Source organism: Planktothrix pseudagardhii (genome assembly GCF_904830925.1).
In the GTDB taxonomy this organism is placed as follows: domain Bacteria; phylum Cyanobacteriota; class Cyanobacteriia; order Cyanobacteriales; family Microcoleaceae; genus Planktothrix; species Planktothrix tepida.
In genome coordinates this window covers 3,719,575-3,741,932 of the sequence record NZ_LR882967.1, presented here as the reverse complement: position 1 = coordinate 3,741,932, position 22,358 = coordinate 3,719,575, and the positions used below count along the sequence as shown (strand labels likewise).

Annotated in this window: 19 protein-coding genes; 5 read left to right on the top strand and 14 right to left on the bottom strand. The window is 40.0% G+C overall.

Translation table 11 applies throughout. The annotated features are described in order from the left end of the window. Window positions 1–160 precede the first annotated feature (160 nt). Window positions 161–2,422, top strand: coding sequence for an Rne/Rng family ribonuclease (locus tag NMK36_RS15825; protein ID WP_072719283.1), 2,262 nt, complete (start codon window positions 161–163; stop codon window positions 2,420–2,422). A 129-nt stretch (window positions 2,423–2,551) separates the two neighbouring features. Here the strand turns inward: NMK36_RS15825 and NMK36_RS15820 are convergent, their stop codons facing one another. The 10 genes from NMK36_RS15820 to NMK36_RS15775 all read right to left on the bottom strand — a co-directional run bounded on the left by NMK36_RS15820 (window position 2,552) and on the right by NMK36_RS15775 (window position 11,456). Continuing rightward, window positions 2,552–3,040, bottom strand: coding sequence for a hypothetical protein (locus tag NMK36_RS15820; protein ID WP_072719284.1), 489 nt, complete (start codon window positions 3,038–3,040; stop codon window positions 2,552–2,554). 218 nt (window positions 3,041–3,258) lie between these two features. Beyond that, window positions 3,259–4,104: a M56 family metallopeptidase gene (locus NMK36_RS15815; protein WP_072719285.1), complete on the bottom strand. Its 846-nt coding sequence runs from the start codon at window positions 4,102–4,104 to the stop codon at window positions 3,259–3,261. After that, entirely contained in the window at window positions 4,104–4,526 is a 423-nt protein-coding gene (locus tag NMK36_RS15810; RefSeq protein WP_072719286.1) for a BlaI/MecI/CopY family transcriptional regulator, read from the bottom strand. The genes NMK36_RS15815 and NMK36_RS15810 overlap by 1 nt, the downstream gene beginning before the upstream one ends. Before the next feature lie 171 nt (window positions 4,527–4,697). Next, window positions 4,698–5,036: a cytochrome c6 PetJ gene (petJ, locus tag NMK36_RS15805; protein WP_072719287.1), complete on the bottom strand. Its 339-nt coding sequence runs from the start codon at window positions 5,034–5,036 to the stop codon at window positions 4,698–4,700. A 168-nt stretch (window positions 5,037–5,204) separates the two neighbouring features. After that, window positions 5,205–7,088 (bottom strand): hypothetical protein, encoded by a 1,884-nt coding sequence (locus NMK36_RS15800; RefSeq protein ID WP_072719288.1) that lies wholly within the window; start codon window positions 7,086–7,088, stop codon window positions 5,205–5,207. A gap of 18 nt (window positions 7,089–7,106) precedes the next feature. Beyond that, on the bottom strand, window positions 7,107–8,069 hold the full coding sequence (locus tag NMK36_RS15795; RefSeq protein WP_222425237.1) for a lysylphosphatidylglycerol synthase domain-containing protein: 963 nt from the start codon (window positions 8,067–8,069) through the stop codon (window positions 7,107–7,109). Window positions 8,070–8,355: 286 nt separating this feature from the next. Then, window positions 8,356–8,766 carry a lysozyme inhibitor LprI family protein gene (locus NMK36_RS15790; protein ID WP_072719289.1) on the bottom strand — a complete coding sequence of 137 codons (411 nt, stop codon included), beginning with the start codon at window positions 8,764–8,766 and terminating at the stop codon, window positions 8,356–8,358. A 74-nt stretch (window positions 8,767–8,840) separates the two neighbouring features. Then, the gene (gene rodA, locus NMK36_RS15785) at window positions 8,841–10,094 is read right to left on the bottom strand and encodes a rod shape-determining protein RodA (protein WP_072719290.1); all 1,254 of its coding nucleotides are present in this window, start codon (window positions 10,092–10,094) and stop codon (window positions 8,841–8,843) included. Window positions 10,095–10,120: 26 nt separating this feature from the next. Next, entirely contained in the window at window positions 10,121–10,471 is a 351-nt protein-coding gene (locus tag NMK36_RS15780) for a VOC family protein (protein WP_254175193.1), read from the bottom strand. A 43-nt stretch (window positions 10,472–10,514) separates the two neighbouring features. Beyond that, window positions 10,515–11,456 (bottom strand): tetratricopeptide repeat protein, encoded by a 942-nt coding sequence (locus tag NMK36_RS15775; protein WP_254174142.1) that lies wholly within the window; start codon window positions 11,454–11,456, stop codon window positions 10,515–10,517. An 878-nt stretch (window positions 11,457–12,334) separates the two neighbouring features. Between NMK36_RS15775 and ltrA the strand changes: the two genes are divergently transcribed. Further along, entirely contained in the window at window positions 12,335–14,065 is a 1,731-nt protein-coding gene (gene ltrA, locus NMK36_RS15770) for a group II intron reverse transcriptase/maturase (protein ID WP_254174141.1), read from the top strand. Between the two features lie 399 nt (window positions 14,066–14,464). After that, entirely contained in the window at window positions 14,465–15,577 is a 1,113-nt protein-coding gene (locus tag NMK36_RS15765; protein ID WP_254174140.1) for a hypothetical protein, read from the top strand. A gap of 219 nt (window positions 15,578–15,796) precedes the next feature. On the opposite strand, the gene NMK36_RS15760 is transcribed toward NMK36_RS15765, so the two are convergent. The 4 genes from NMK36_RS15760 to NMK36_RS15745 form a co-directional block, all read right to left on the bottom strand. Then, window positions 15,797–16,894, bottom strand: coding sequence for a patatin-like phospholipase family protein (locus tag NMK36_RS15760; RefSeq protein WP_254174139.1), 1,098 nt, complete (start codon window positions 16,892–16,894; stop codon window positions 15,797–15,799). Window positions 16,895–17,547: 653 nt separating this feature from the next. Further along, window positions 17,548–18,723 (bottom strand): homocysteine biosynthesis protein, encoded by a 1,176-nt coding sequence (locus NMK36_RS15755; RefSeq protein ID WP_254174138.1) that lies wholly within the window; start codon window positions 18,721–18,723, stop codon window positions 17,548–17,550. 60 nt (window positions 18,724–18,783) lie between these two features. Then, window positions 18,784–19,830: an AI-2E family transporter gene (locus NMK36_RS15750; protein ID WP_072719301.1), complete on the bottom strand. Its 1,047-nt coding sequence runs from the start codon at window positions 19,828–19,830 to the stop codon at window positions 18,784–18,786. Between the two features lie 162 nt (window positions 19,831–19,992). Then, window positions 19,993–20,130 carry a hypothetical protein gene (locus NMK36_RS15745; RefSeq protein ID WP_254174137.1) on the bottom strand — a complete coding sequence of 46 codons (138 nt, stop codon included), beginning with the start codon at window positions 20,128–20,130 and terminating at the stop codon, window positions 19,993–19,995. A gap of 241 nt (window positions 20,131–20,371) precedes the next feature. Between NMK36_RS15745 and NMK36_RS15740 the strand changes: the two genes are divergently transcribed. Both NMK36_RS15740 and NMK36_RS15735 read left to right on the top strand, forming a co-directional pair. Further along, the gene (locus NMK36_RS15740) at window positions 20,372–21,694 is read left to right on the top strand and encodes a class I SAM-dependent methyltransferase (RefSeq protein WP_254174136.1); all 1,323 of its coding nucleotides are present in this window, start codon (window positions 20,372–20,374) and stop codon (window positions 21,692–21,694) included. A 103-nt stretch (window positions 21,695–21,797) separates the two neighbouring features. Next, on the top strand, window positions 21,798–22,298 hold the full coding sequence (locus NMK36_RS15735; RefSeq protein WP_302184668.1) for a type IV pilin-like G/H family protein: 501 nt from the start codon (window positions 21,798–21,800) through the stop codon (window positions 22,296–22,298). The last annotated feature ends 60 nt before the right edge of the window (window positions 22,299–22,358 follow it).

Genomic DNA, 22,358 nt, shown 5'->3' with positions numbered 1-22,358 from the left:
TTAAACAATCACTCACCTAATTTCCTCCGGCTTCCTGTCTTCAGTTTTTAGTCTTCCTAAAGGGCGACAATTCGCATTAATAGATTTACTAATCACGTCAATATTGCGAGGTACACGCAACGTAGGTGCCTTCAATATGACTCAGTTTTGAGGGAATTGAATGTCAAAACAAATTATTATCGCAGAACAACAACGCATCGCGGCGGTTTTTTCAGAAGATCAAATTCAAGAACTGGTTGTAGCGACCGGAAATCACCAAGTCAGTGATATTTATCTGGGTATCGTTGAAAATGTCCTACCAGGGATTGATGCAGCATTTGTCAATATTGGAGATCCTGAGCGCAATGGATTTATCCATGTTTCCGATTTAGGGCCATTACGATTAAAACGAACGTCTGGTTCCATCACCGAATTATTAACCCCCCAGCAAAAAGTGCTGGTACAGGTGATGAAGGAACCGACGGGAACTAAAGGCCCCCGGTTAACTGGAAATATTTCCTTACCCGGACGGTATTTAGTGTTAATGCCTTATGGCAGGGGGGTAAATTTATCTCGGCGCATTCGTTCAGAAACAGAACGCAACCGTTTAAGGGCTTTAGCAATTTTAATTAAACCCTCTGGAATGGGGTTATTGGTGCGGACAGAAGCCGAAGGCATGGCTGAAGATGCGATTTTAGAAGATTTAGAAAGTCTGCAAAAACAATGGGAAGTGATTCAACAAGAAGCTCAATCTTCCCGCCCTCCGGCTTTGTTAAATCGAGATAATGACTTTATTCAACGGGTGCTGCGAGATATGTACAGCACCGAAGTTAACCGAATTGTGGTGGATAACAGCCCGGCGGTTAAGCGGGTCAAACAACATTTGATGAATTGGAGCGTCGGAAAAGCGCCTCAAGGGGTCTTAATTGATCACCACCGGGAACGAATTCCGATTTTAGAGTATTTCCGAGTTAATGCAGCCATTCGAGAAGCCTTAAGACCCAGAGTTGATTTACCATCAGGCGGTTATATTATCATTGAACCGACGGAAGCTTTAACGGTGATTGATGTTAACTCTGGCTCCTTTACCCGTTCGGCGACATCACGAGAAACCGTGTTATGGACAAATTGTGAAGCCGCCACGGAAATTGCCCGTCAATTGAGGTTACGCAATATTGCTGGGGTGATTATTGTGGACTTCATTGATATGGATTCCCGGCGAGATCAATTACAAGTCTTGGAACATTTTAATAAAGTTCTCAAAGCCGATAAAGCCCGACCCCAAATTGCTCAATTATCGGAATTAGGGTTAGTAGAATTAACCCGTAAACGCCAAGGCCAAAATATTTATGAGTTGTTTGGGCGAACCTGTGCCACCTGTGGCGGTTTAGGTCATACCGTTCATCTACCGGGAGAAATTGAACTCGAAATCGGAGAACCCCCCGCCGAACGAGTTGTCCTCACCAATAATCGGATTGTTCCGCCACCAGCCAGTAGTGAATCCCCAGAACGACCTAGTTTACGCACTCCGATTTCCCCCTATGAACCCACTTCTCGGGAAGAACCCGAAGTCGTTGAATTTGATGCGTCTAATAATTTCCAAGAGTTAGAACTGCTCAACCATCCCAGTTATCAAGATATTGGAACCAGTAACGCCCGTCGCCGCCGTCGTCGAATTCGGGATATGGATTCGTTAACGCGAGATGAAGAAACCCCCCGGACTTCCCTGCGGATGTCTCCTCCGGTTCAATATGGCGAGTCTCGTTCGGATATGGGGGGATTCAGTGAAGGGTTCTCCGCCCGAAGCGGATTCAGTGAACGCAGTCGTCCCACAAAATCCGAAATTATTAAACCGCCTGTGGAACCCCCGGAAGTTGTTTCGGTGGAAATGACCCCAGAAGAGCAGGAAATGTATGCGTTGATGGGGATTTCTCCCTTGATGCTCTCCCATCAACAGGTGAAAAACCCTCGTTCGGTGATTGTTACCGTTCGTTCCCCTGGGGAAGCCCCCGTGTCTCCCTCAACCCTCATCGATGAAGACTATGACGAACCCGACATTCCTGGGATTTCCATAGGGGTCACAGACCGGATTATTCCTGAACGGACGATTTCTGAACGGATTATTCCTGAACGGACGATTTCTGAACGGATTATCCCCGAACGGTCGATTTCTGAACGGATTATCCCCGAACGGTCGATTTCTGAGCGGATTATTCCCGAACGGACGATTTCTGAACGGATTATCCCCGAACGGTCGATTTCTGAGCGGATTATTCTGGAACGAGAAACACCAGAAGTTGAAGAACCGGAACCCACCCCAGAATTTTCTATTTTGGAAACCGATAATGAGGATTTCTCAGAAGAGTCTTCTGACTCAGACCATGAACCGGGTGAACCCATTATTCGTCGCCGTCGCCGTCGGTCTTCTGCGGTTACAGAGTAAGCTGTCCTTTTCCAACAAACTCAGCGTTGAAATCGCCTCTAAGGGTTAGAGGCTAGGGTGTGGGGGGAACAAAGTGAAGTAGAGAGTATCAATGATGTTATCCTCTCTTCCTGTGTCCCTACACCCCTCTTATTTTTGAACTTCGATAATTTCTGTATCTCCAATTTCTTGATCATGAACCATTAACATTTCATGACCATTTCCTGTTAAACCCACTCGAATTTCATGGCGTCCTGGTGGCAATTCGGGGAGATAATACCAATTTCCATAAATTCGGGTTACTTTTTTGCCATTAATATAAAGATGAGCGTGTCCTTCTTGATAGGAACTCATGGCTTGATTGACATTTTCAGGTGTTAATTTAAAATTCGTTAATTTTAACTCTAAATTCCATCCTTGACGGGCATCAGGATGGACAATTAAATCAACGGTTGGAATGGGTTGACCCGGAGGAATCGTCACGGTTTTATGATGACCAGAAGAGGAATGGTGCTGTTGTTCATCGGCTTGGACAGATAATAGACCCAATCCTGTAAAATGACTCAAAACCATTCCCAATAGTAGAGAAAATCCCAGCACAACGTTTTTGTCTTTTCTCAGATTAAATTGCCAGTTCATGAAATCAAGACCCTATATCAAGAAAGTGTTTTTCCTTTGTTCTGGTCTTGATTTCTCACCCTCATGTTATTCTTGTCAAAAGACAGTTTGTCAAACTTATAGGAAATTCAAAAATGTTAGCTAAAAATCCTTTATCGGGTAGCTAATCACTTTTTACTATCCTCTATTTTCTGTTCCCTGTTCCCTGTTCCCTGTTCCCTGTTCCCTCTTTCCTAAATTTAAGAATAATGAAAAGGAACTGTAATCCAAGGTAAACAAACCCAGAACAGTAACATCCACATCCACCATCCCCAGGTTAAAGTATCAGAATCTTCCGCTAAAATAGCATCGATTCGCTCTCCTAAACGACTACTCCGAATCGAACAACTAAACGATAAATTGCAATAAGTTGGAGATTTAAACGGAGCTTTGGCAAGATATAATAAAGATTCTGCTAACACTAACGGATCGACTTTTTGGGTTGCGTAACGGTCAGCCCGCATTTCTCTTAATAACAGTAATTCTTGCCATAGATTCTCTGTATTGGGTAGCCAAACTGTGAAAGTTTTTAACCAACCTAAAATACAAAACCAAAAGGTATCTCGATAGTTTAAATGAGCTTGTTCATGGGCAATAACGGCTTCTAAATGGAGGTCATCTAAGGTTTCTAATAATCCTCGACTCACCACTAATTCCGGTTGCCAAAACCCAACTTGAGCACTGTAGGGAAAATCATCTTGTAAAATTCGGGCTGTTTTTCCCATCACCACCTGTTGAGACAGACAATCAATTCGGTGTTGAGACTGACACAATTGACTCAGTAACTGAACCCCTGTGAACAGTCCCCAAGCGACAAACCCCACAGCTAGTAAATAACTAAACCAACTCGCTTGGAGTCCTAACATTTCCCCTTTTGTCCCCATCGACAACACCGCCAACGCCGTCATCAACAATACTAACGGAGGACAAACAAATAAAAATAGAGATTTTTGCCAACGTTGATGCCAACTTCTTCCTTGAGGTAAAGGCATCACTCGTAAACCCAGCGCCACTAAGAGTGCTAATAAAATAATCATTAAGTGCATTATTGTTGTCCCTCCCGTTGACGACGAATGGCATCCAGACGTGAGGCAATGGCATCAATTTGTTCTAAACTTGCTGTATCCAAGCTATCGGCAAAAGAAGCCACTACATCAGGATTACCAATCGCTAAAAATCGATTTAAACGATCATAAGCCAAAATAGCCTGCGCTTGTTCACGGGTGACTAAAGATTGCCAATAAAAAGCACGTTCCTGTTTATTACAGGTTAACCAACCTTTATCGGTTAAACGGCGTAAAACTGTTGTGACTGAAGTATAAGCTAATTCTCGATTAGGGTCAGCTAAAATTCGTTCATGAACATCTTTAACCGTGGCAATACCCAAGTCCCAAACGATTTCTAGGATTTCCGTTTCTAATGGGCCGAGAGACAGTTGGCGAGGACGATAATCTGGCAAAGGGGCCATAAGGAATTAAGAGAAATACAACTAATTCGTTAGTTTAGTGGATGATTTGAACAGAAATCAAGGATTGGTGATGTTTCGACATGAAGATCTAATAAAGATACACCTCTCACCCTTTAATTGATCCAAGGGTTTGAGAGGTTTAAGGGTATTAAAATTTGGGATTAATTGATATTACTTTGGCCAACCTTGATCGGCTTGAGACAACACATAAGTCGCAACATCAGCAATTTGTTCTGGTTTTAAACGACCTTTGAAAGCTGGCATGGCATTTTTCCCGTTTGTAACTTGGGCTGTGATTGCCTCAATACTATACATTCCATATTTTTCGAGATCTGCTTTTTGTAAGGTATATTTAGCATTGACTAGATTTTTTCCACCAGCATGACAAGATGCACAATTTGCTGAAAATACTTTACCTCCATTTGCTACATCTCCAGCCAATGCACTAGGAACAACAATTAAAACAGCCACTGCAATCATTAACAAGGCTGAGATTAACTTCTTTTTCATCACTATTCTCCTCTGAGGAAATTAAATCAATCCTTCTATCGTGCAAAACAGATTTCTGGTTGTCAAAAGACAGGCTGTCAAACTTCCAATTTAAAACCGTTTACATCTAGGCTGTGTAAGCTGCATACTACGGCACAAATAAATATTAAAAATTATTAATCAAATCGCTTAATCTGGAGTCGGAGAAATCTGTTTCATGACTTCAATATTAGCTGGCTTAATACTTGATTTTGCTTCTAAATCTTTAACTTGATTGGATTTTAGTTTGTCTAGCCAATTCACTAAAATCGTTTCGACATCATCAATAATCTGTTCTTTATTTAATTCTATGCGTAACTGATCTACAAACTTTTGAGTTAATTGTTTTTGTAACTGCATAGCTATAAAATCAGGGGGTTTATTTTTACCTTCCTCCAGAGATTTTTTAGGGTTTTCTGAAATAGCGATCGCAATTTTTTGGGCTACATTATTAGCAACTTGTTGGGGAAGATGACGAACACCTGGAATTTTATTTAACCCTTTATAAATGGGGGATTTTTGGATGGATTGAGAAACTTGATAATGTACATAAGCTTCTAATTCAGGATGAATACTGGGTAAAACCTGAGTAATTGTAAGTTCAACAATCCGATTAGGAATTCCTGGGGGAACTTGTTGAGTCAGGTCTACAAAATCGAGGGCTTGATAGGAGGAAGCAGGATTACCGATTAAATTTTTAATCGCTCCTTTTTTCACAAAAGATTGAACTTGATTAACGCCTTGATTGACCAAAACTTGAATTAATTCTTGAGCAAAACTATAGATAAATTTTAATTTTAGATAATCAATAGTAGGCTGTAATCTAGGAAAATTAGCTCGATTCAAGTGATAAACGGCTGAAATAAACCGCAAGAACAATAATTTAGGAATTAATAAAAACAAATAATACCATAATTTTAAAATAGCTTCCCTTAATGTCAACTCCGGTTGACGACGACGAAGGGCATAGATCTCCATTAAAAATGTTAAAAAGAATAAGGTAATCCAAGGTAAATCAATCAACCAAAATCGGTTAACAAATTCACCATCTATTCCTAAATGTCGAAAATAAAATAACTGCATTAACTCTTGCATTTCAGCTTCAAAAAATTGAAGTTCAGTTTCCCATCCATATTGTTCTAAGTTTTCAAGGCTCCAAAAAGTGTTAAACGCTTGTTTAGCGGATCGATCTGACCAAATTAACTCTGGGGCTAAAAAATTTAAGAGTTTAATTTGATATAAAAATTTTAAGGTGGGTGTCAGTCGAGTTGTAAATTGGGGATCTCGACCATAAATATGATCAATAATTCGATATTTAATTTCCGTTAATTTCCCTAAATTAGGTTGTAATTGTAAGGGATAATTACGGTCAATCAGTTCTATGCTAATTTGACGAATTTCTTTCAATAAACTCTGAGATTTAGGGTGATTTAATCCGTTGTATTTTAAATTAACCTTTAATTCAGAAACTTTTCTTAAATAGTTTTGGCTAAGTCGATCCGGTTCAACCCCTTTAATCAGGTCATAGGTTAAACTAGGTTCATAAAAAATAATTAAAAATCGAATATTTTGATTAAAAAAAAGTAATTGCTTTTTCCAGGTTTTCTGATTAAAATAAACAGGACTCCAAAACAATTCTAAGGCTTGCTGAAAATTATTAGCCTTGACCTGATTTTGAAAACGTTTTTGAATTTCAGCTAAGGTTCCAGATGAATTAAGAACCGGAAAGGGAGGATTTTTAATGAATAGTTCTACACTGGATGTCTGAATCTGCTCTAAGGCTAGTTTAACTTGTTGAGATTCAATCCCAAATTGATTAATCGTTTTTTCAAGTTGATCAATTTGTTGTAAATATTGATTTTGAGGCGTATTTTCAGATTGTTGTTGATGTTGATCTATTTTTAAATAATATTCCCGAAATTTTATGTAGCTTAAATCAAAAATAACTAAACAGAAATTAGCAGTGACAACTAGAGCTAGAATTCGAGCCGTGAGTAGGGATAAACCACTGGATGGAGAAGATGACAATCGCATTATTAGAATCGCCTAGAATCAATAAAATGAACGCTGTTTTTTAATTTCATGAATTCCCAGTAATAAGGTCGCTACAATTAAAGGAAGAAGATAGTAAATTGCGCGATAAGCCAATAAAGCTCCTAAAACCTCTGCTGGATTTGCTTCTGCGGAAACCAAGGTGAGAACAACGGTTTCAAAGACACCTAAGCCCCCTGGAATACTACTAATCATACTAGCAGTCATTGCCAATAAATAGATACTAAAACAACTGAGATAGGAGGAAGTGCTCCCTGCTGGTAATAATAAATATAAAACACCACCCGCAGCCCCCCAATCGAATAATGCAAAAGCGATTAAGGCTAAGGAAAGGCTAACAGTTGGAAAATTTAATTCCCAGTCTCCCAGTTTCAAGGGTTGATGATTGAAACTACTCCATAATAAATAAAGACTAATAGTGAGGAGAAAGATCATTCCGATGGGACGAACAGAGACAAAAGGTAAATCTAAAATACTAGGAATTTGTAAAGGGGTGATTAGAAAAACAAACCCACAAACACCAAATAATCCCAACCAAAATGTTAAGTTAGCGAAAGCAATCACTTGAGCAATCACACCCGCAGGAACACGCCATCCTGAATAGATTCGATATCGAAGAGCACTGCCTGTTAATATGGATAATCCAATATTATTACTAATAGCATAACTAATAAATGCACCGTAGGCAATTTTGCTATAATGCAGGGGGAAACCGATATAACTAAATGCTAAAACATCATAACCTGTTGTCATTAAATAACTAATTAACATCAGGAAAATTGCACCTGATTGATGAGTTTTAGGAATATTCGATAAACTGCTTAAAACATCTTGAAGAGAATATCGTTCTAGCTTTTGACTAATGGCCCAGATGGAAAGAGCAAATAGAAGAAAGCCAAGAAGAGAAGGCCAAATCTTACGCAGTCGATTCATCTCTGAATTTAACCATGAACTGGTGGACATTGATTCTTAACCTCATGCTGGGGACAAGGGGACAAGGGGACAAGGGGACGGGGGGACAAGGGGACGGGGGGACAAGGGGACAAGGGGACGGGGGGACAAGGGGACGGGAGAATGGGAGAGGGGGGGAGTAATAGTTAAGGGTTAATATGGCGATGCCTTTTGTAGATCAGGAGGTGAAATACCTAATACTAACGTTTCATACAGTTCGGTTTTTGGGTTGCCATTTTTGAATGCCCTAGAGATCAATAGATAGTTTTGCTCTAGGGAGGGAATGAAAACCAAAAGATTACTTAATTTGGGCTAAATAGTTTTGGAAGTCTTGAACCCGTTGCTGAGTTACTTTTGTTAAGCAAGTGGTTAGGAATAAAGATTCTGCCGAACCTCCTAAAACTTCACTAGATTCAAAACGGCAGGTTTTGTCTCGGAATGAAATCCAAGCTCGTTGAGCTTCAATTAAGCGTTGTTTTCGTTCAGGTGACAGTTGACCGATTAGGGTTTGGTAATTTTGATTGAGCTTTTTATCCGCTAATACATATTGATCGGATGCACACTTTTTCATTTCTAAATTTGTTCCATTCGGATTACACTGAATATTTTGAGCAATCACAATTGGGACTGTTGCCCAACTTGGATCGACACCAAACAAAAAATTCACCATTAAAAGCAATAGAAAAAAACCGGGTAATAATCGTCGCATATTTTTTTAATAAACTCTGATTTAAGGACAAAGAACATTAGATCTATTCAACAATCCCTTCCGGTTTAAATCCCTTAAAACTTAATACGCTGTCGGTGGTTGGCAACGGATTGGACAATGCCAATGGCAATCCAATTACTCAGTAAGGAAGACCGACCATAACTTAAAAACGGTAAGGGAATTCCAGTGACAGGTGCGATACCAATATTCATGCCAATATTAACAAACACCTGAAACAACAGCATACATAGCACTCCAATCGTAATTAAAGACCCGAAGGAATCTTTAGCCGTTTGAGCAATAATGACTAAACGTAAACAGACAAACCAAAATAGAGCTAATACAGCAATACAACCAATAAAACCCAATTCTTCCCCAACGGCTGAAAAAATAAAGTCTGTATGTTGTTCAGGAATAAAATTCAATTGAGTTTGAGTCCCTTGATACAGTCCCCGACCATACAATTGTCCTGCACCAATTGCAATTCGAGACTGAATTAAATGATAACCACTTCCTAACGGATCTTGCTCAGGATTTAAAAATCCAATCAGCCGCATTTTTTGATAGTCTTGCAGGACATTCCATAAAATATGGCTTAACTGTCCCGCTCCTAAATTCGCTAATAAAGCCAGAGGGCCTGTCAACCATCTCAAGGGAAGACTCCACCACCCCACAAAACCCATCAAGATCGCCCAAACAATTCCCACCGGGAGAGAAACATTAAATACAATGGCTGTAATCACTGGAGACACCAGCAAAATTAACCACCCCGGATGAATATTGCCCCAATACATCATGCCAACGGTAATCGCACCAAACACTAAGGAAGTTCCTAAGTTCGGTTCAATAAAAACCAATCCCCAAGGAACCGCAGCAATTCCTAAAATCCGAACCATATCCCCTAAATTTGGCGTTTTTAACTCTTGAAGTAAAGCCGCCAAGGTAATAATAATTCCGACTTTGGCAAATTCTGAGGGTTGGACATGAAACCCCGCAATATTAATCCAGCGTTGCGCTCCTAATGCCGTTGTTCCAATGATTTGTACCGCAATCAAAGACAAATTGGTAACGCCATAAATCACCCATCTCCACTTAATCAGACGTTCATAACGACATCGAGAAAAAATGAGAGCTAAGATTAAACCCACCCCTCCAGTTACCCAATGTTGCCACCAATCCGTTAACCCTTGGTTTAATTCCACACTGCGGATCATAATTCCCGCAAACAAGGTGAGAGCAATGCAACTCGCCATTAACAACCAATCGACTTCAGCCCAAGCATAAAATCGTGAACTCCGGCGACTTCCCACTCGGATTTTTTGAAACATAGTTTTTTAGTGCAACTTTTCTTAACTCATTTATTGGGTTCATACAGGTATTCAAAGCCATTTCCGTCAGGATCACGACCATAAAAAGAGGCTGTACCATCTCGATGTTCATGAATCGCCGTCACCGGAATTCCTTGGGCTTTTAACGCTTGATAGGCGTTTTCCATCTCACTGCGTTCATTAAACACAAAGCCAAAATGGGGGCCGGCTTGATCATAACCAGGACTCAGTAATGCTAATCCATCTTCACCTGCTTTTAAATAAGCCCAGTCCGCATCTTTCCAAACCAGATCCATGCCTAAGTTTTGATAAAACTGAGCGGATGAGTCAATATCGTTGACACAAATAGCAACATGGCCTAAACGTTTCAGGTTCATCATGGGTACAATTAACGTCTCTACGACTTTCTATTGTAGGGAATTAGTTACTGGATGCTGGAGCCGAAGGTCGGGGTTCAGGAACCTCCGTTGCGGGTGCTGATTTGGTTGAAGGTTGGGTTTCTAACGCTTTCGGCTCAGGGGGTTCACCCGACTTGGCAGGAGCAAGATTTCCTCCGGCTTGTTTTTGAATTTGATCTTTATAAACCGCCGGAGCTAAATCAACTGCTTTAGCAAATAAAGGTTCAGCTTCTTCGGTATTTCCTTGTTCTTTTAAAACCAATGCTTTTGCATAAACGGGGCGAAAATCTTGGTCGTTATTTTTAATGGCTTCATCGTAAATTGCTAGGGCTTCATCATAGCGTTTATCTTCAGCATAAACCTGCCCTAAAATTAATTGTACCGACATTTCATCAATCGTACCCGGTGCAGTTTGATTGACATTTGCGGCAGATTTAAGCGTATCTTGTAATAATCCAATTGCCGCTTCAGGACGTTTTTGTTCTAAGAAAAGGTTCACTAACCCTTGTAATGCTTGAATATCTCCAGGTTGACTCGCTAAAATCGTGCGATAGGTTTGAGCCGCGCCTTCTTGATCTCCAGTATAGGCTTTAGCCTGTGCTAAAAGAACACTGTAACGTGTATCTTCCGGGTGTTTTTTTGACAGTTTCTCTAAAGGTTCAATCACATCTTTAATCTCGGCTTGCTTAAAGCGAATAAGCTCTAATTTAGCTTGCAATAAACCTTTCAAAGCCGTTTCGTTATCTGGCTCTCGCTGCAATACTAACTCATAACCACGAGCTTGTGCTTGTAAATCGGATTGTTTACCCGTTGGAGTTGATTGCGTGGGTGTTGGAGCAGGTTGTCGTTTGGACTGATTGTTTTCCACAATCCCACTAATCAGTGGCCCCATAGAAAATCCCACAAAGGCGATTACAGCTAACACTAAAACTACACCAATAAACCCACGACGTTTATCTACCATGAAACTCAATCCTGAACTGATTAGGCCAACTTCCTTGCAGCTAATATCGTAACAGAAGCCAGAGATTCCCACTTAACTTTATTTTCTACAAACTCAGTCGTTCAGGCACAAAGCCTACGGATTTGTCCGATCAGCCTGTGGATTCAGTACAATAGGTAGGTTAGTGCGAAACGTTCCTGCTAAAGTCTAGGGTCAAACTCGAAACGTAAGCAGGGAAATAGGTGTAGACAATTGGTAAAACGGAAAGTTAAACCCACCAATAAATCCAATCAAGCCTATTTTAACTTTGAAAATGTGACCTTAATGGAAGGTCAATCTCGAAGTCAATGGTACAGATTACCGAACCCTCAAAGTACGGTATCCAATTCCAAAGAGATAAGGCAATTCCCACAGTGTCAGACTGATTATCAAAACGCTGAAGCTGGGAATAACGGGAAAATCGGGTAAAGTCAATACTTGATAATTTCTCTAGCCAATTGCCCATGATGAACGAAAGTAAATGTCCGTCTTGAACCGTCGTGACTATTAAGTAGTGAAATTGACTTGTTACACTGCGTTCAAAAGAACAAGGGGAAAAGATAGAGGAATCAACTTTCCATCTATAAAAGGTAAGTATCTTAACCTAATACTTACAAAGACTTCCAAAGTACCCCGGCGGATAGGACACATCTAAAGGCAATAAACCCATTTTCAAGGAACGTTAAAACCCCTCATATACTCCTACAGTGGTCGAATACTGTCAGGTAGCCACAAATCCAAGGCGTATGTTATGAGGGCCAGAGATGGAGTCAGAAGCTAAAGCCTAAATGTAATGTTTAGGATATGCCGATAGATTCCGGTTTGGTTGTTAGGTAAGGTTGTTATTAGCAGTACAAACGGTGAAAACGAGTTTTAAGACTACGGAAGCATGGAATACTGTAAATTGGGCGAAAGTCCAAAGAAAAGTATTTAAGCTGCAAAAGCGAATTTACCAGGCATCATTATCGGGACAAAATGCGAAAGCTCGGAAGCTCCAAAAACTTCTAGTTAAGTCATACTACGCCAAACTCTTAGCAGTTAGAAGGGTAACTCAAGACAATCAAGGCAAGAAAACAGCCGGGGTTGATGGAATCAAATCTATCACACCCAAACAACGACTAGAACTTGCCCAAAACCTGAGTAAATACCAAAAGGCAAAACCACTCCGTAGGAAATGGATACCCAAACCCAACGGTGAGGAAAGACCTTTAGGAATCCCAACTATAAACGATAGGGTTAGGCAAGCCTTGGTGAAATCTGCATTAGAACCACAATGGGAAGCCAGATTCGAGGGTGAAAGCTACGGGTTTAGACCCGGACGTTCAGCCCATGACGCAATGTCACGAATTTTCCAAAGTATCAATCAAGGTGAATATTACATCCTAGATGCTGACATCTCGAAATGTTTTGACCAGATTAACCCTGAATACCTACTGTCCAAAATTGATTGTCCATCAACTATAAAAGCACAAATCAGACAATGGTTAAAAGCTGGAGTGATGGATAACGGCATATTTGAAGCAACAGAGGCAGGCACTCCGCAAGGAGGAGTCATCAGTCCTTTACTTGCCAACATCGCACTGGATGGAATGATTAGGTCTGTTGAACAGAAATTCCCTAAAAAGAAAAGCACTGTTCAAGCCAAAGTTATTAGATATGCCGATGATTTCATTGTGGTAAGCCCACAATTAGAAGTCATTCAACAATGCCAAATTGCCATAGAAGAATGGCTAAAACCCATCGGGTTAGAACTGAAACCAGCTAAAACTCGGATATGTCATACATTAAGAGAAATCGAAATAAATGATGAAAAGGTAAAACCAGGATTCGACTTTCTGGGTTGGAACTTTCGACAATATCCAGTTGGCAAACACCATTCTGGTAAATCAAGTGGAGGAAGAAAATTATTAGGATTCAAAACCTTAATAAAACCCAGCAAGAAGGCAATCAAAGCTCACGCGGACAAGATGAAGGAAGTGATTAAAACACACAAAACTGCACCTCAATACGCACTAATCAAAAACCTAAATCCTGTTATAAGAGGATGGTGTAATTATCACTCCAAAGTTGTTTCCAAAGAAACATTCTCCTCTTTAGACCACATCACATGGCAAAGATTAAGAGCATGGACAGTCAGCAGATGCGGTAAAGCAAGTTACGGGAAACTGAAAAATTACTTCAGAAATAATGGTAAGAAAACATGGAGTTTTGAAACCAAAGATGGTTTTAAATTATTAACCCATGCAGAAACACCTATTACCCGTCATGTAACCGTAAAACCTGAAGCATCACCTTATGACGGAAACTGGACTTATTGGAGTACAAGAAAAGGAACATCTTATGATGTTCCCAAACGAGTAGCATTTTTGCTTAAAAAGCAGAAATGCAAATGTAACTTCTGTGGGCAATACTTTACCCCAGAAGATATTACAGAAATCGACCATATCATCTCAACGTCATTAGGCGGAAAAGATGAATATAAAAATCTGCAATTATTACATCGCCATTGTCACGATATTAAAACGGCAACAGATGGGTCTTATAACCCAAAAGAAACCGGATGCTCTGATGATAACAGTCAACTAGACTAGGAGCCGTGTGCGGTGAAAGTCGCAAGCACGGTTCTGAATGGGAGTTGGGGGTTGGAAAGCCCCCCTCGACCCCTAATACTCAAGATCAATTGTGATGGCAGCCTTCAAGCACTTAACTTGAGATGACAACATTTTCTGACAGGATAAACAATAGGCTACGGCTTTAGGGTAGGCACAAATCAACCTAGGTTGTTTGTTAACAACAACGATCTAGGTCAAAGTATCTTTACTGCTTCCTATTCCTCAAGAAGGGGTGCAAATGTTGAAATGTCCTGATAGTGTTGATCCGTGACTTAAGTTTAGTGTCAAACTTTTACCTTTCCTCAAATCATTAGGAAAGATAGGTTGGTTTGCCATGTCCTCGATCCCACAAGGGATGTGTCTCCGCTAAGAGGTTTTATGAGTCCTTCTCCCAATCGATCCTCTCAATCTAAACGTTCTTCCCGCTCAAGTCCAGTTAATGAGCCAGCCGTGAATATGTCTAAAGATATCCATTTGGATGCCCCTCACGAGAGTGAACGTGTCATCCCTGAAGCGTTAAAAGAAATACCACCAGAACCAGAGAGTCCTGACCCAACACCCCAAGATGGTGCATTGGATCAGCCTGAAATGATTGAATCCGAAGAAGAAACAGAGGAAGAATCTTCTGAATCTTCTGAGTCCTCTGACTCTGTAGAACGTCTCTGGCAACATCCAATTCCACCACCTAGCGAAGCTCGCCAGTATCGTGCTATTGGATTAGTTCATGGCCGATATATTGCTTCTGCGGATCAGTTTACCCAAGGAACCTTACTCACCAGTGAAGGAAAACTTCTGGATGCGGTGTTATTAGGTCGAGTCATGAGTTTAGTGAAAAAACATATTGACTTAGATCAAGATCATCTTTGGGTGGTTTATCCTCGGACACGTCAACAAGAAGGGAATTTACACGTTCAAATTATGGGGGTTTGGGAACCTGAAACCCTCCGATCTGATGAATCTGAAATTTCTGATGAATCTTCACCCGAAATAAAAGATTCTGCATCGGTTTCTGAGGAATCAAAATTAGCAGAATCTGGGAATAAAACTGAAGCCTTACCGGACGTTCAACAAGGCTATTTTTCCATTCGAGGTGAGGTTGTTTATCAATCTCAAGAAGTTGAGAAATATGTCATTGTTAAAATTCGCCAAGCTCCTCGTAAAGATAATGATAAACCCAAGTTTTTCAAACTGAAACTGATGGGAATTGCTGGAATGAGAGCCGTTGGTCATTTCTGGGATTTACACGTTCAGTTACAGGAAGATTATTTGGTCATCCAAGAAAGTCATGATATCGGCTTTCTTCCTACTAAAAAGCGCAAACCTCCCTTTCAAAAAGGTGGCCCCAGAAGACAACCCGGTCAGGGTTACTCCAATACGGGCTCTCGTCCTCCCTATAAGCCTAAATTCCAATCGGATGCGCCTCCGCCTCCTCCCCGTCGAGAACCCCTTGCTAAACCGTTAAAACGGAAAGCTGCATCAGAAGAAAGTTAAAGCTATTAGTCGTTTTTTTAACAATTAATATGAATTGAAATTCCCCAGAGCTACAAGCTAGGGGAGTTTCAATTAAACCAACAGAGCATTTAATCAATATTAAGTAGGTAGGCTAAATTCAACGTAAAATAGACGGGCCTCAAAAGCTGGCTCGACCTAGATCACATCTTGTGTTTATTTATGCCCACCTACTTAAAACATTGATTTCTCTCCCTATTCTCACTTCAAACCCATCTGTTTTAATCGGGTTTCAACAAACTTTTTCCCTTGTTTTTCCCCATCTTGAATCAACCGATTAATCATCTCTGGAGAGCGATCTAATTTACTTTCATAATTCAATATTTTAGCTAAATCTTCAGACATTTCAATCATAGGAATATGGTAATCTCGGTCAGGATCATCAGGAAAAGATTTAGGAATTTTCATCGGTTCTTTCACATCAATTTTAGCGAGAAATTCCTCGTTAAATGCCCCCCTTAAAAAGAGATTATTGAGATTTTCGATTTCACCAAGGCTTTGAAATAAAGAGAGGTTTCCCTCTAATTCATTACGACGATCAGCAATATCATCGGGTTCTGTAGGAATCTTATCCCTAGTTGTGGGATTGATTTTAATCACCCAAATTTCCTGGGGAAGATTGGCAATTCCCACAAAATTGCTTTTAATCAAAGAATCAATCGGTGGATTATCGGAAAAAAGTCCGTCCCAATAAGCCATTTCTTCAATAGAAACAGCCGGGAAAAGGTTCGGTACGCAAGCAGAAGCCAAGATATGTTCGAGTTTAATGGCTTCGCGATAGGAGTTGAATTTATGTAATCTCCCTGTGAGGATATTACAAGCGCCAATCAGTAAAATTGGGGGTTCGGGTTGCATACCCCAAGTCGCTAATTCCGAGAAATCAATATGGGCTGCGAGTAATTCCTCAAAATCAGTAAATCGACTGCGTAAACCTTGGGTCGCAAAGGAAAACCAAGCTTTAACAATCGGTGAATAAGGACTTAAATTGTACTGAGGAATTTTCCCTTTGCTGACCCATTCCAGAGTTTTAATTGCAGAATCGTTGAAAAACTTTTCTTGAGCGGTTTGGGCTGTATTATCGTCCCAAAAGTCGATCAGTCGTTTCCAAATAATATCATCTTCTTTTTTCAGGGCGTACCAAATCAGAAAAGCACAGATCGCGCCTCCAGAAGTTCCACTTAAGCTGACAATATTAAAATAATCCTGAATCTTGTTTTCAAATAGGGCTTTGAAGACACCCGCCGTGAAAGCGGTTTGGCTTCCTCCTCCCTGACAAGCGATCGCAATTTTGGGCTTCATAATAGAATTTATTCTAAAGGTTTTCGGACTAATGGGTTCAAGGTTGGATCAGTTTAACTTGATCAAAACAAGTATATCTGATTCATTACAATTAAAGCGTTTTGTCAAAACTAATGATCTACTTGTCCCATCCCATCAACGTATTTGATCCTTGTTTAACCATTTCTTGAATTTCTACAAGATTAGCGATCGCCATTTAACAAAACCTTAACTTAAAATCCGGTTAAATGCTGAATGGCTTAACTTGTTAAACCTTAATTGAATTCATTTTGGAATTATTATTAAGTTATTATAATCATTTTTCTCAAATCATTTTGTTTTTTAAAAGATTGTCAGGGAATCTTGATATTTTATTGAAAATAATTATCAAATAGTTGACGACAGCATGGGGGTTCTGGTATATTTAGAAAATACCGCTCAAGGGTTTATTGTGTCTATTTGCTAAAACAGAGGCTAAAACCCTTATTATTTCGTAAAATATCTGGATTTCCTGACTCAATTTCTGCTCTACGATTCATCAATTTTGGGGGTAAATCCTTAAGCGACGGAGAGGGGTATTGACAAAATTACTAATTTATGCAATTAGAGAGGAATGGAAGAGGTGATTTTAAAATAACTGGGTGTTTCCGGGTTTAACTAGGGTGAAGTTTCATTTAATCTAAACTAATTTGAGAACCCCAAATATTCTGAGGAAGAAATGATCGATCTAAGGGAATAGAAGCAACGGGTTCTGTGAGGGTAAAGGTTCCTGATTCAATCCATTTTTTTAACTCTTGGGCAATTTCACGAGAACGGGAAATACTCGCTACAGGTGCAGTTCTGACCATTTTTCCCTCAATAGAAATTTTGCCTTTTTTCAGTTGACTATAGGAAACTAAACCAAAGGTGGGACGAACCCGTCGAGGGATGGCAAAATCCACTACGGGTGCAACAATATCTTGATCAGAAACTGCACAACGAGCAATCACATCTTCATTCAAAACGGGTAAAGGAATCCCCACACCTAACATTAATGAAGGGCCATAATTTTTAAAATAGCAACCCCTAACCCAATAAGGATTCATTTGTTTTGCATCTCCAATTAACGCTAACGTTGCAGCAGGGCCGATGGGGGTGCGATTGTCTAGGCGTTTTTGCAGGGGAAAATGTTGGGTTCCTTCCCAAGTAATATAGCCAATTCCGCCTCCTAAAAAAATCCGAGTCCCAATTCCAATTACTTGTAAATCAGGATCATTAATTAAGGGAGAAATTGCACCCGGATTAGAATAAACTGCATTTCCTAAATAGGGTTGGAGGGGGCCTAAATAAGTATAAAGGGGGCGATCGCCACCATTAACTCCGACAATAAAATTTTGATAGAGATTGCGAGGATTGAATAAATAAAATTGGTTAATGGTATCACGGGTAATTGTAGTTTCAAAAGAACTCCGGGGATAACAATCAGAAACCACTCCTGATGCTCTGAGATGCACCGATTTTCCCCCAATTAAATCTTCAATCACATGACCCCCCCCTTGTTCATTTCCCTCTTCCCCATCTTCCATCATTTGACTCGCGCCCAGATATAAATCAACGGAACCAAATCCACTATAGGCAAGAACCCCATTTAACCAACAGGTTTTAATATTAATCGGGGGATCGGTATGACCTAAATTAATCACCGCGCCAGAGGCTTCCATCGGTTCAAAAGTTCCTGTGGTAATGACATCAACCTCTTGAGCAATTTGGGGAATAGTATCGGGGGTGACTTTGGCTTTCAATTCCTCCACAGTCCAAACAACAGCACGATTTTGAAGAATTTTATCGTTAATTTCAGCTATAGTTTTCATTAAATTTTGACACCCCTTTAATTCTATTGTTTATGTTTCGTCGTTTTCAATTGTCGGAAATTATTGTTTCCAGTGATCCAGAATATCTCGAATTAGGATTTCTTGCACTAAAACTTGTCCCACAACCGTTAACGGTAAGGCTAAAAGTAAACCCAGAAAGCCAAAAAAGGTAAGAAAAAAGCCTTGGGAGAGTAACGTAATTGCAGGTAAGAGGGAAACTTGTTGCGCCATAAGATAGGGCATTAAAAAATTGCTTTCCGCTTGTTGAATCAGAAAATATAAAATAAAAACAAACCCGGCTTTCCAAGGATCTTCTAATAAAGCAATCGCCATCGGAGGAATCACACTCAAAGTCGGCCCAATATTGGGAATTAAGTTGAGCAATCCTGCTAATATGGCATTGGCAAAGGCTAACGGAACTTGTAAGACTAAAAGCCCTGCTAAACTACAAACCGCCACAACACTCATATCAATTAAAGCTCCAACAACCCATAGTCCTAACGCTATTTCACATTGATCTAAAATCCCATTCAGGCGTTGACGGTAAAAGGAAGGGATGAGTTGAATAAATGCTCTGCGATAAGCTACAGGATCAGCTAATAGCATGATTGTTAAAACTAGAATTAATAAAAAGCCGAGAAGTCCTCCTAATGTATTTCCCACGAAAGCCCCAACGCCTCCTATTAAAGGATTTCCGATGCGTTGTAACTGTTGAATCAGGGCATTAATTTGTAAATCGACTTGAAATAAATTTTGCCAAAATTCCCCTGGAAGTTGGGTTTCTAGGTAATTAATCCAAAGATTTAGCCGTTGTAATCCTCGTTCTAACCCTCTAGGAACCCGTGTAGCGAGTTCTTGTAATTGGTCAAATAAAGGCGGAACAACTAACAAGAATATCGTTATAAACCCTAAAATTAGTAAACTAATTGAGAAGAATACCGCCCAAGAGCGTTTAATTCCAAAGCGTTGTATCCATCGAGCTAATTTATTCAGGGCGGTTGCTAAAACAATCGCAGCAAAAACAAGTAATAAAGCTTGTCGAACTTGCCAAAGGATATAGATGGCACAGAGAATTGCGCTAAAACCGAACCATTGCCCTAGTGTCACAGGATAAACACCGATGAGATGAAATTCTGATCTATTATGATCGATTTAAGTCTTAAGAATATCAATTATCTGTTAAAATTAAGCGATCGCTCATTCTGAAGGGAACAGTCAGTAAATTTTCAATCCGTTTCCCGACGTTCCCTTTTGCGATTCTTTACCCTTCTATTCCGGTTGTTGAGAATGTTGTCTCATCCGCCAACTAAATAAAACGGCTAGAATAACCGAAGGTAAGCAAACCGCAATAGCTGCAAGAATTGAGGATTCAGGAATCGAAAGCAAGGGGCCAACGAATTTGATCACAACCGATAGTCCCAGGGACAAAAGTAGAACTTTGAGTAGAAATGTTATTTTGTTATCCATACAGGGCATTTTATAAAGGGTGAGGGTGCGATGGCGTAGCCGCCGCCTGTCGGCATCGCAACTAGGCAGAAACCCGGTTTCTCAACAAAAAATCTGGATAGAATTACTAAAATCTGGGTGAGAAACTCGGTGTCTTGGGTTTTGTGCGATCGCCAATTCATAGTTTACTTGAGAAATACCAATGCAAAACCAAGATCCAAAATTATTAGAAAAAATTCGTCAACAGTTTGACTCAGCCCCCTATCCTAGAATTCCCTTAGAACACTCCCCTAAAACCGATTATGAGTTGCTATTTATCCACAATTTAGTCACGCCTTATTATTTAAAATATCAGAAAGTTATTAATACAGAAGGAAAAGTTATTTTAGATGCAGGCTGTGGAAGCGGATATAAATCCTTAATGTTAGCAGAAGCCAATCCAGGGGCTAAAATTGTAGGGATTGATATTTCTGAACAATCTATTGAACTGGCTCGTCAACGTTTAAAATTTCATGGGTTTGATAATACAGAATTTTATGTTTTACCGATAGAAAACTTACCAGAAATTGGGTATGAGTTTGATTATATTAATGCAGATGAGGTGCTTTATCTATGCCCAAATTTATTCAATGCAATGCAAGGGATCAAACAAGTTTTAAAACCCCAAGGTATTATTCGGGCTAATGTACATAGTTTATATCAAAGGGTCGGTTATTTTAGGGCGCAATCTCTGTTTAAACTCATGGGAGTCATGGATGAAACTTCTCAAGAATTGAAGGTTGAGATCGCTAGAGAAACAATAGAATCCATCAAAGATGAAGTGGTACTCAAGACACAAACTTGGAATAGTCCAGATTATAAAAATGACGAATGGTTGCTGGTTAATTATTTACTTCAAGGGGATAAAGGCTATACAATCCCAGAGGTTTTTGCGGTTTTGAAGGCAACTGATTTACAATTGATCAGTATGGTAAAATGGCGACAATGGCAGTTACTAGATTTATTTAAAGATCCTGATAACTTACCTGCGTTTCTAGCCTTGAGTTTATCCGAAATTTCTATCGAGGAACAGCTACATTTATTTGAGTTAATTAACCCCGTGCATCGGTTATTAGATTTTTGGTGTGGTCATTGTGAGCAAGAATTGATTCTCCCGGTGTCTGAATGGGCTGAAGTTGATTGGCAAACGGCACGGGTTCATTTACATCCCCAACTCAGAATGACTCAAGCTAAAGCAGACTTAATTGAATGTATTCAGACCCATAGACCTTATGAAATTAGCCAATATGTGAAGCTACCCACTCGCATACCCATCACCCTTGAAAGCAGTCGAGCCGCCTGTTTACTGCCGTTATGGGATGGAGAACAAACGGTAATCTCTCTGGCAGAACGGTGGCAACAAATTTATCCTATTGATCCTATTACCCTAGAACCGATTACTGTCCAGAGGGCACTGCAACAGATCAAAGAAGTCCTTATCACCCTGGATGCCTTTCTGTATTTGCTTCTGGAGCATTCCGGGTGAAATAAAAAAAATTTTTGTAGGGGTGATATGAAAGGTTGAGAGAGTGGGTAAGTTAGAACTACCAGATAAAAAGTTAAACATCCCCCCAAGAGGAGAAAAACCTATGAAGACCGAATTTAAAGCAAAATTCCTGCAATACGTTGCTAATAGAAAAAAAGAAGAAGGTTTCACCTTAATTGAATTGTTAGTTGTTATTATCATTATCGGTATTTTGGCTGCGATCGCTCTGCCTTCCTTCCTCAGCCAAGCCAACAAAGCTAAACAATCTGAAGGAAAACAATACATTTCTTCGATTAACAAAGGCCAGCAAGCTGTTTATGCAGAAACGAGCCAGTTTGGAACCAGTGTTGATCAATTAGGTTTAGGTCTAAAAACAGCAACTAATAATTACACTTACACTGTTAGTAACACTACTGCTGCCCCTGCAACGGCTCAAGCCACTCCCGTTAGCGGTCTGAAAGCCTATGCTGGTTCAGTCTTCTTGATTTCTGCTGGTGAAGCGAATACAACTAGCACGGTGTTGTGTGAAAGTAAAACAACCTCTATTACTGCCTTTGATAGTGTATCAATTTGTGATGGTATCAACTGGACATTTGTTAAATAGTTGATAACTCTAATATGGTTTGAAAACTGGTGTTTAGTACCATTATATTCGTCAACTCAG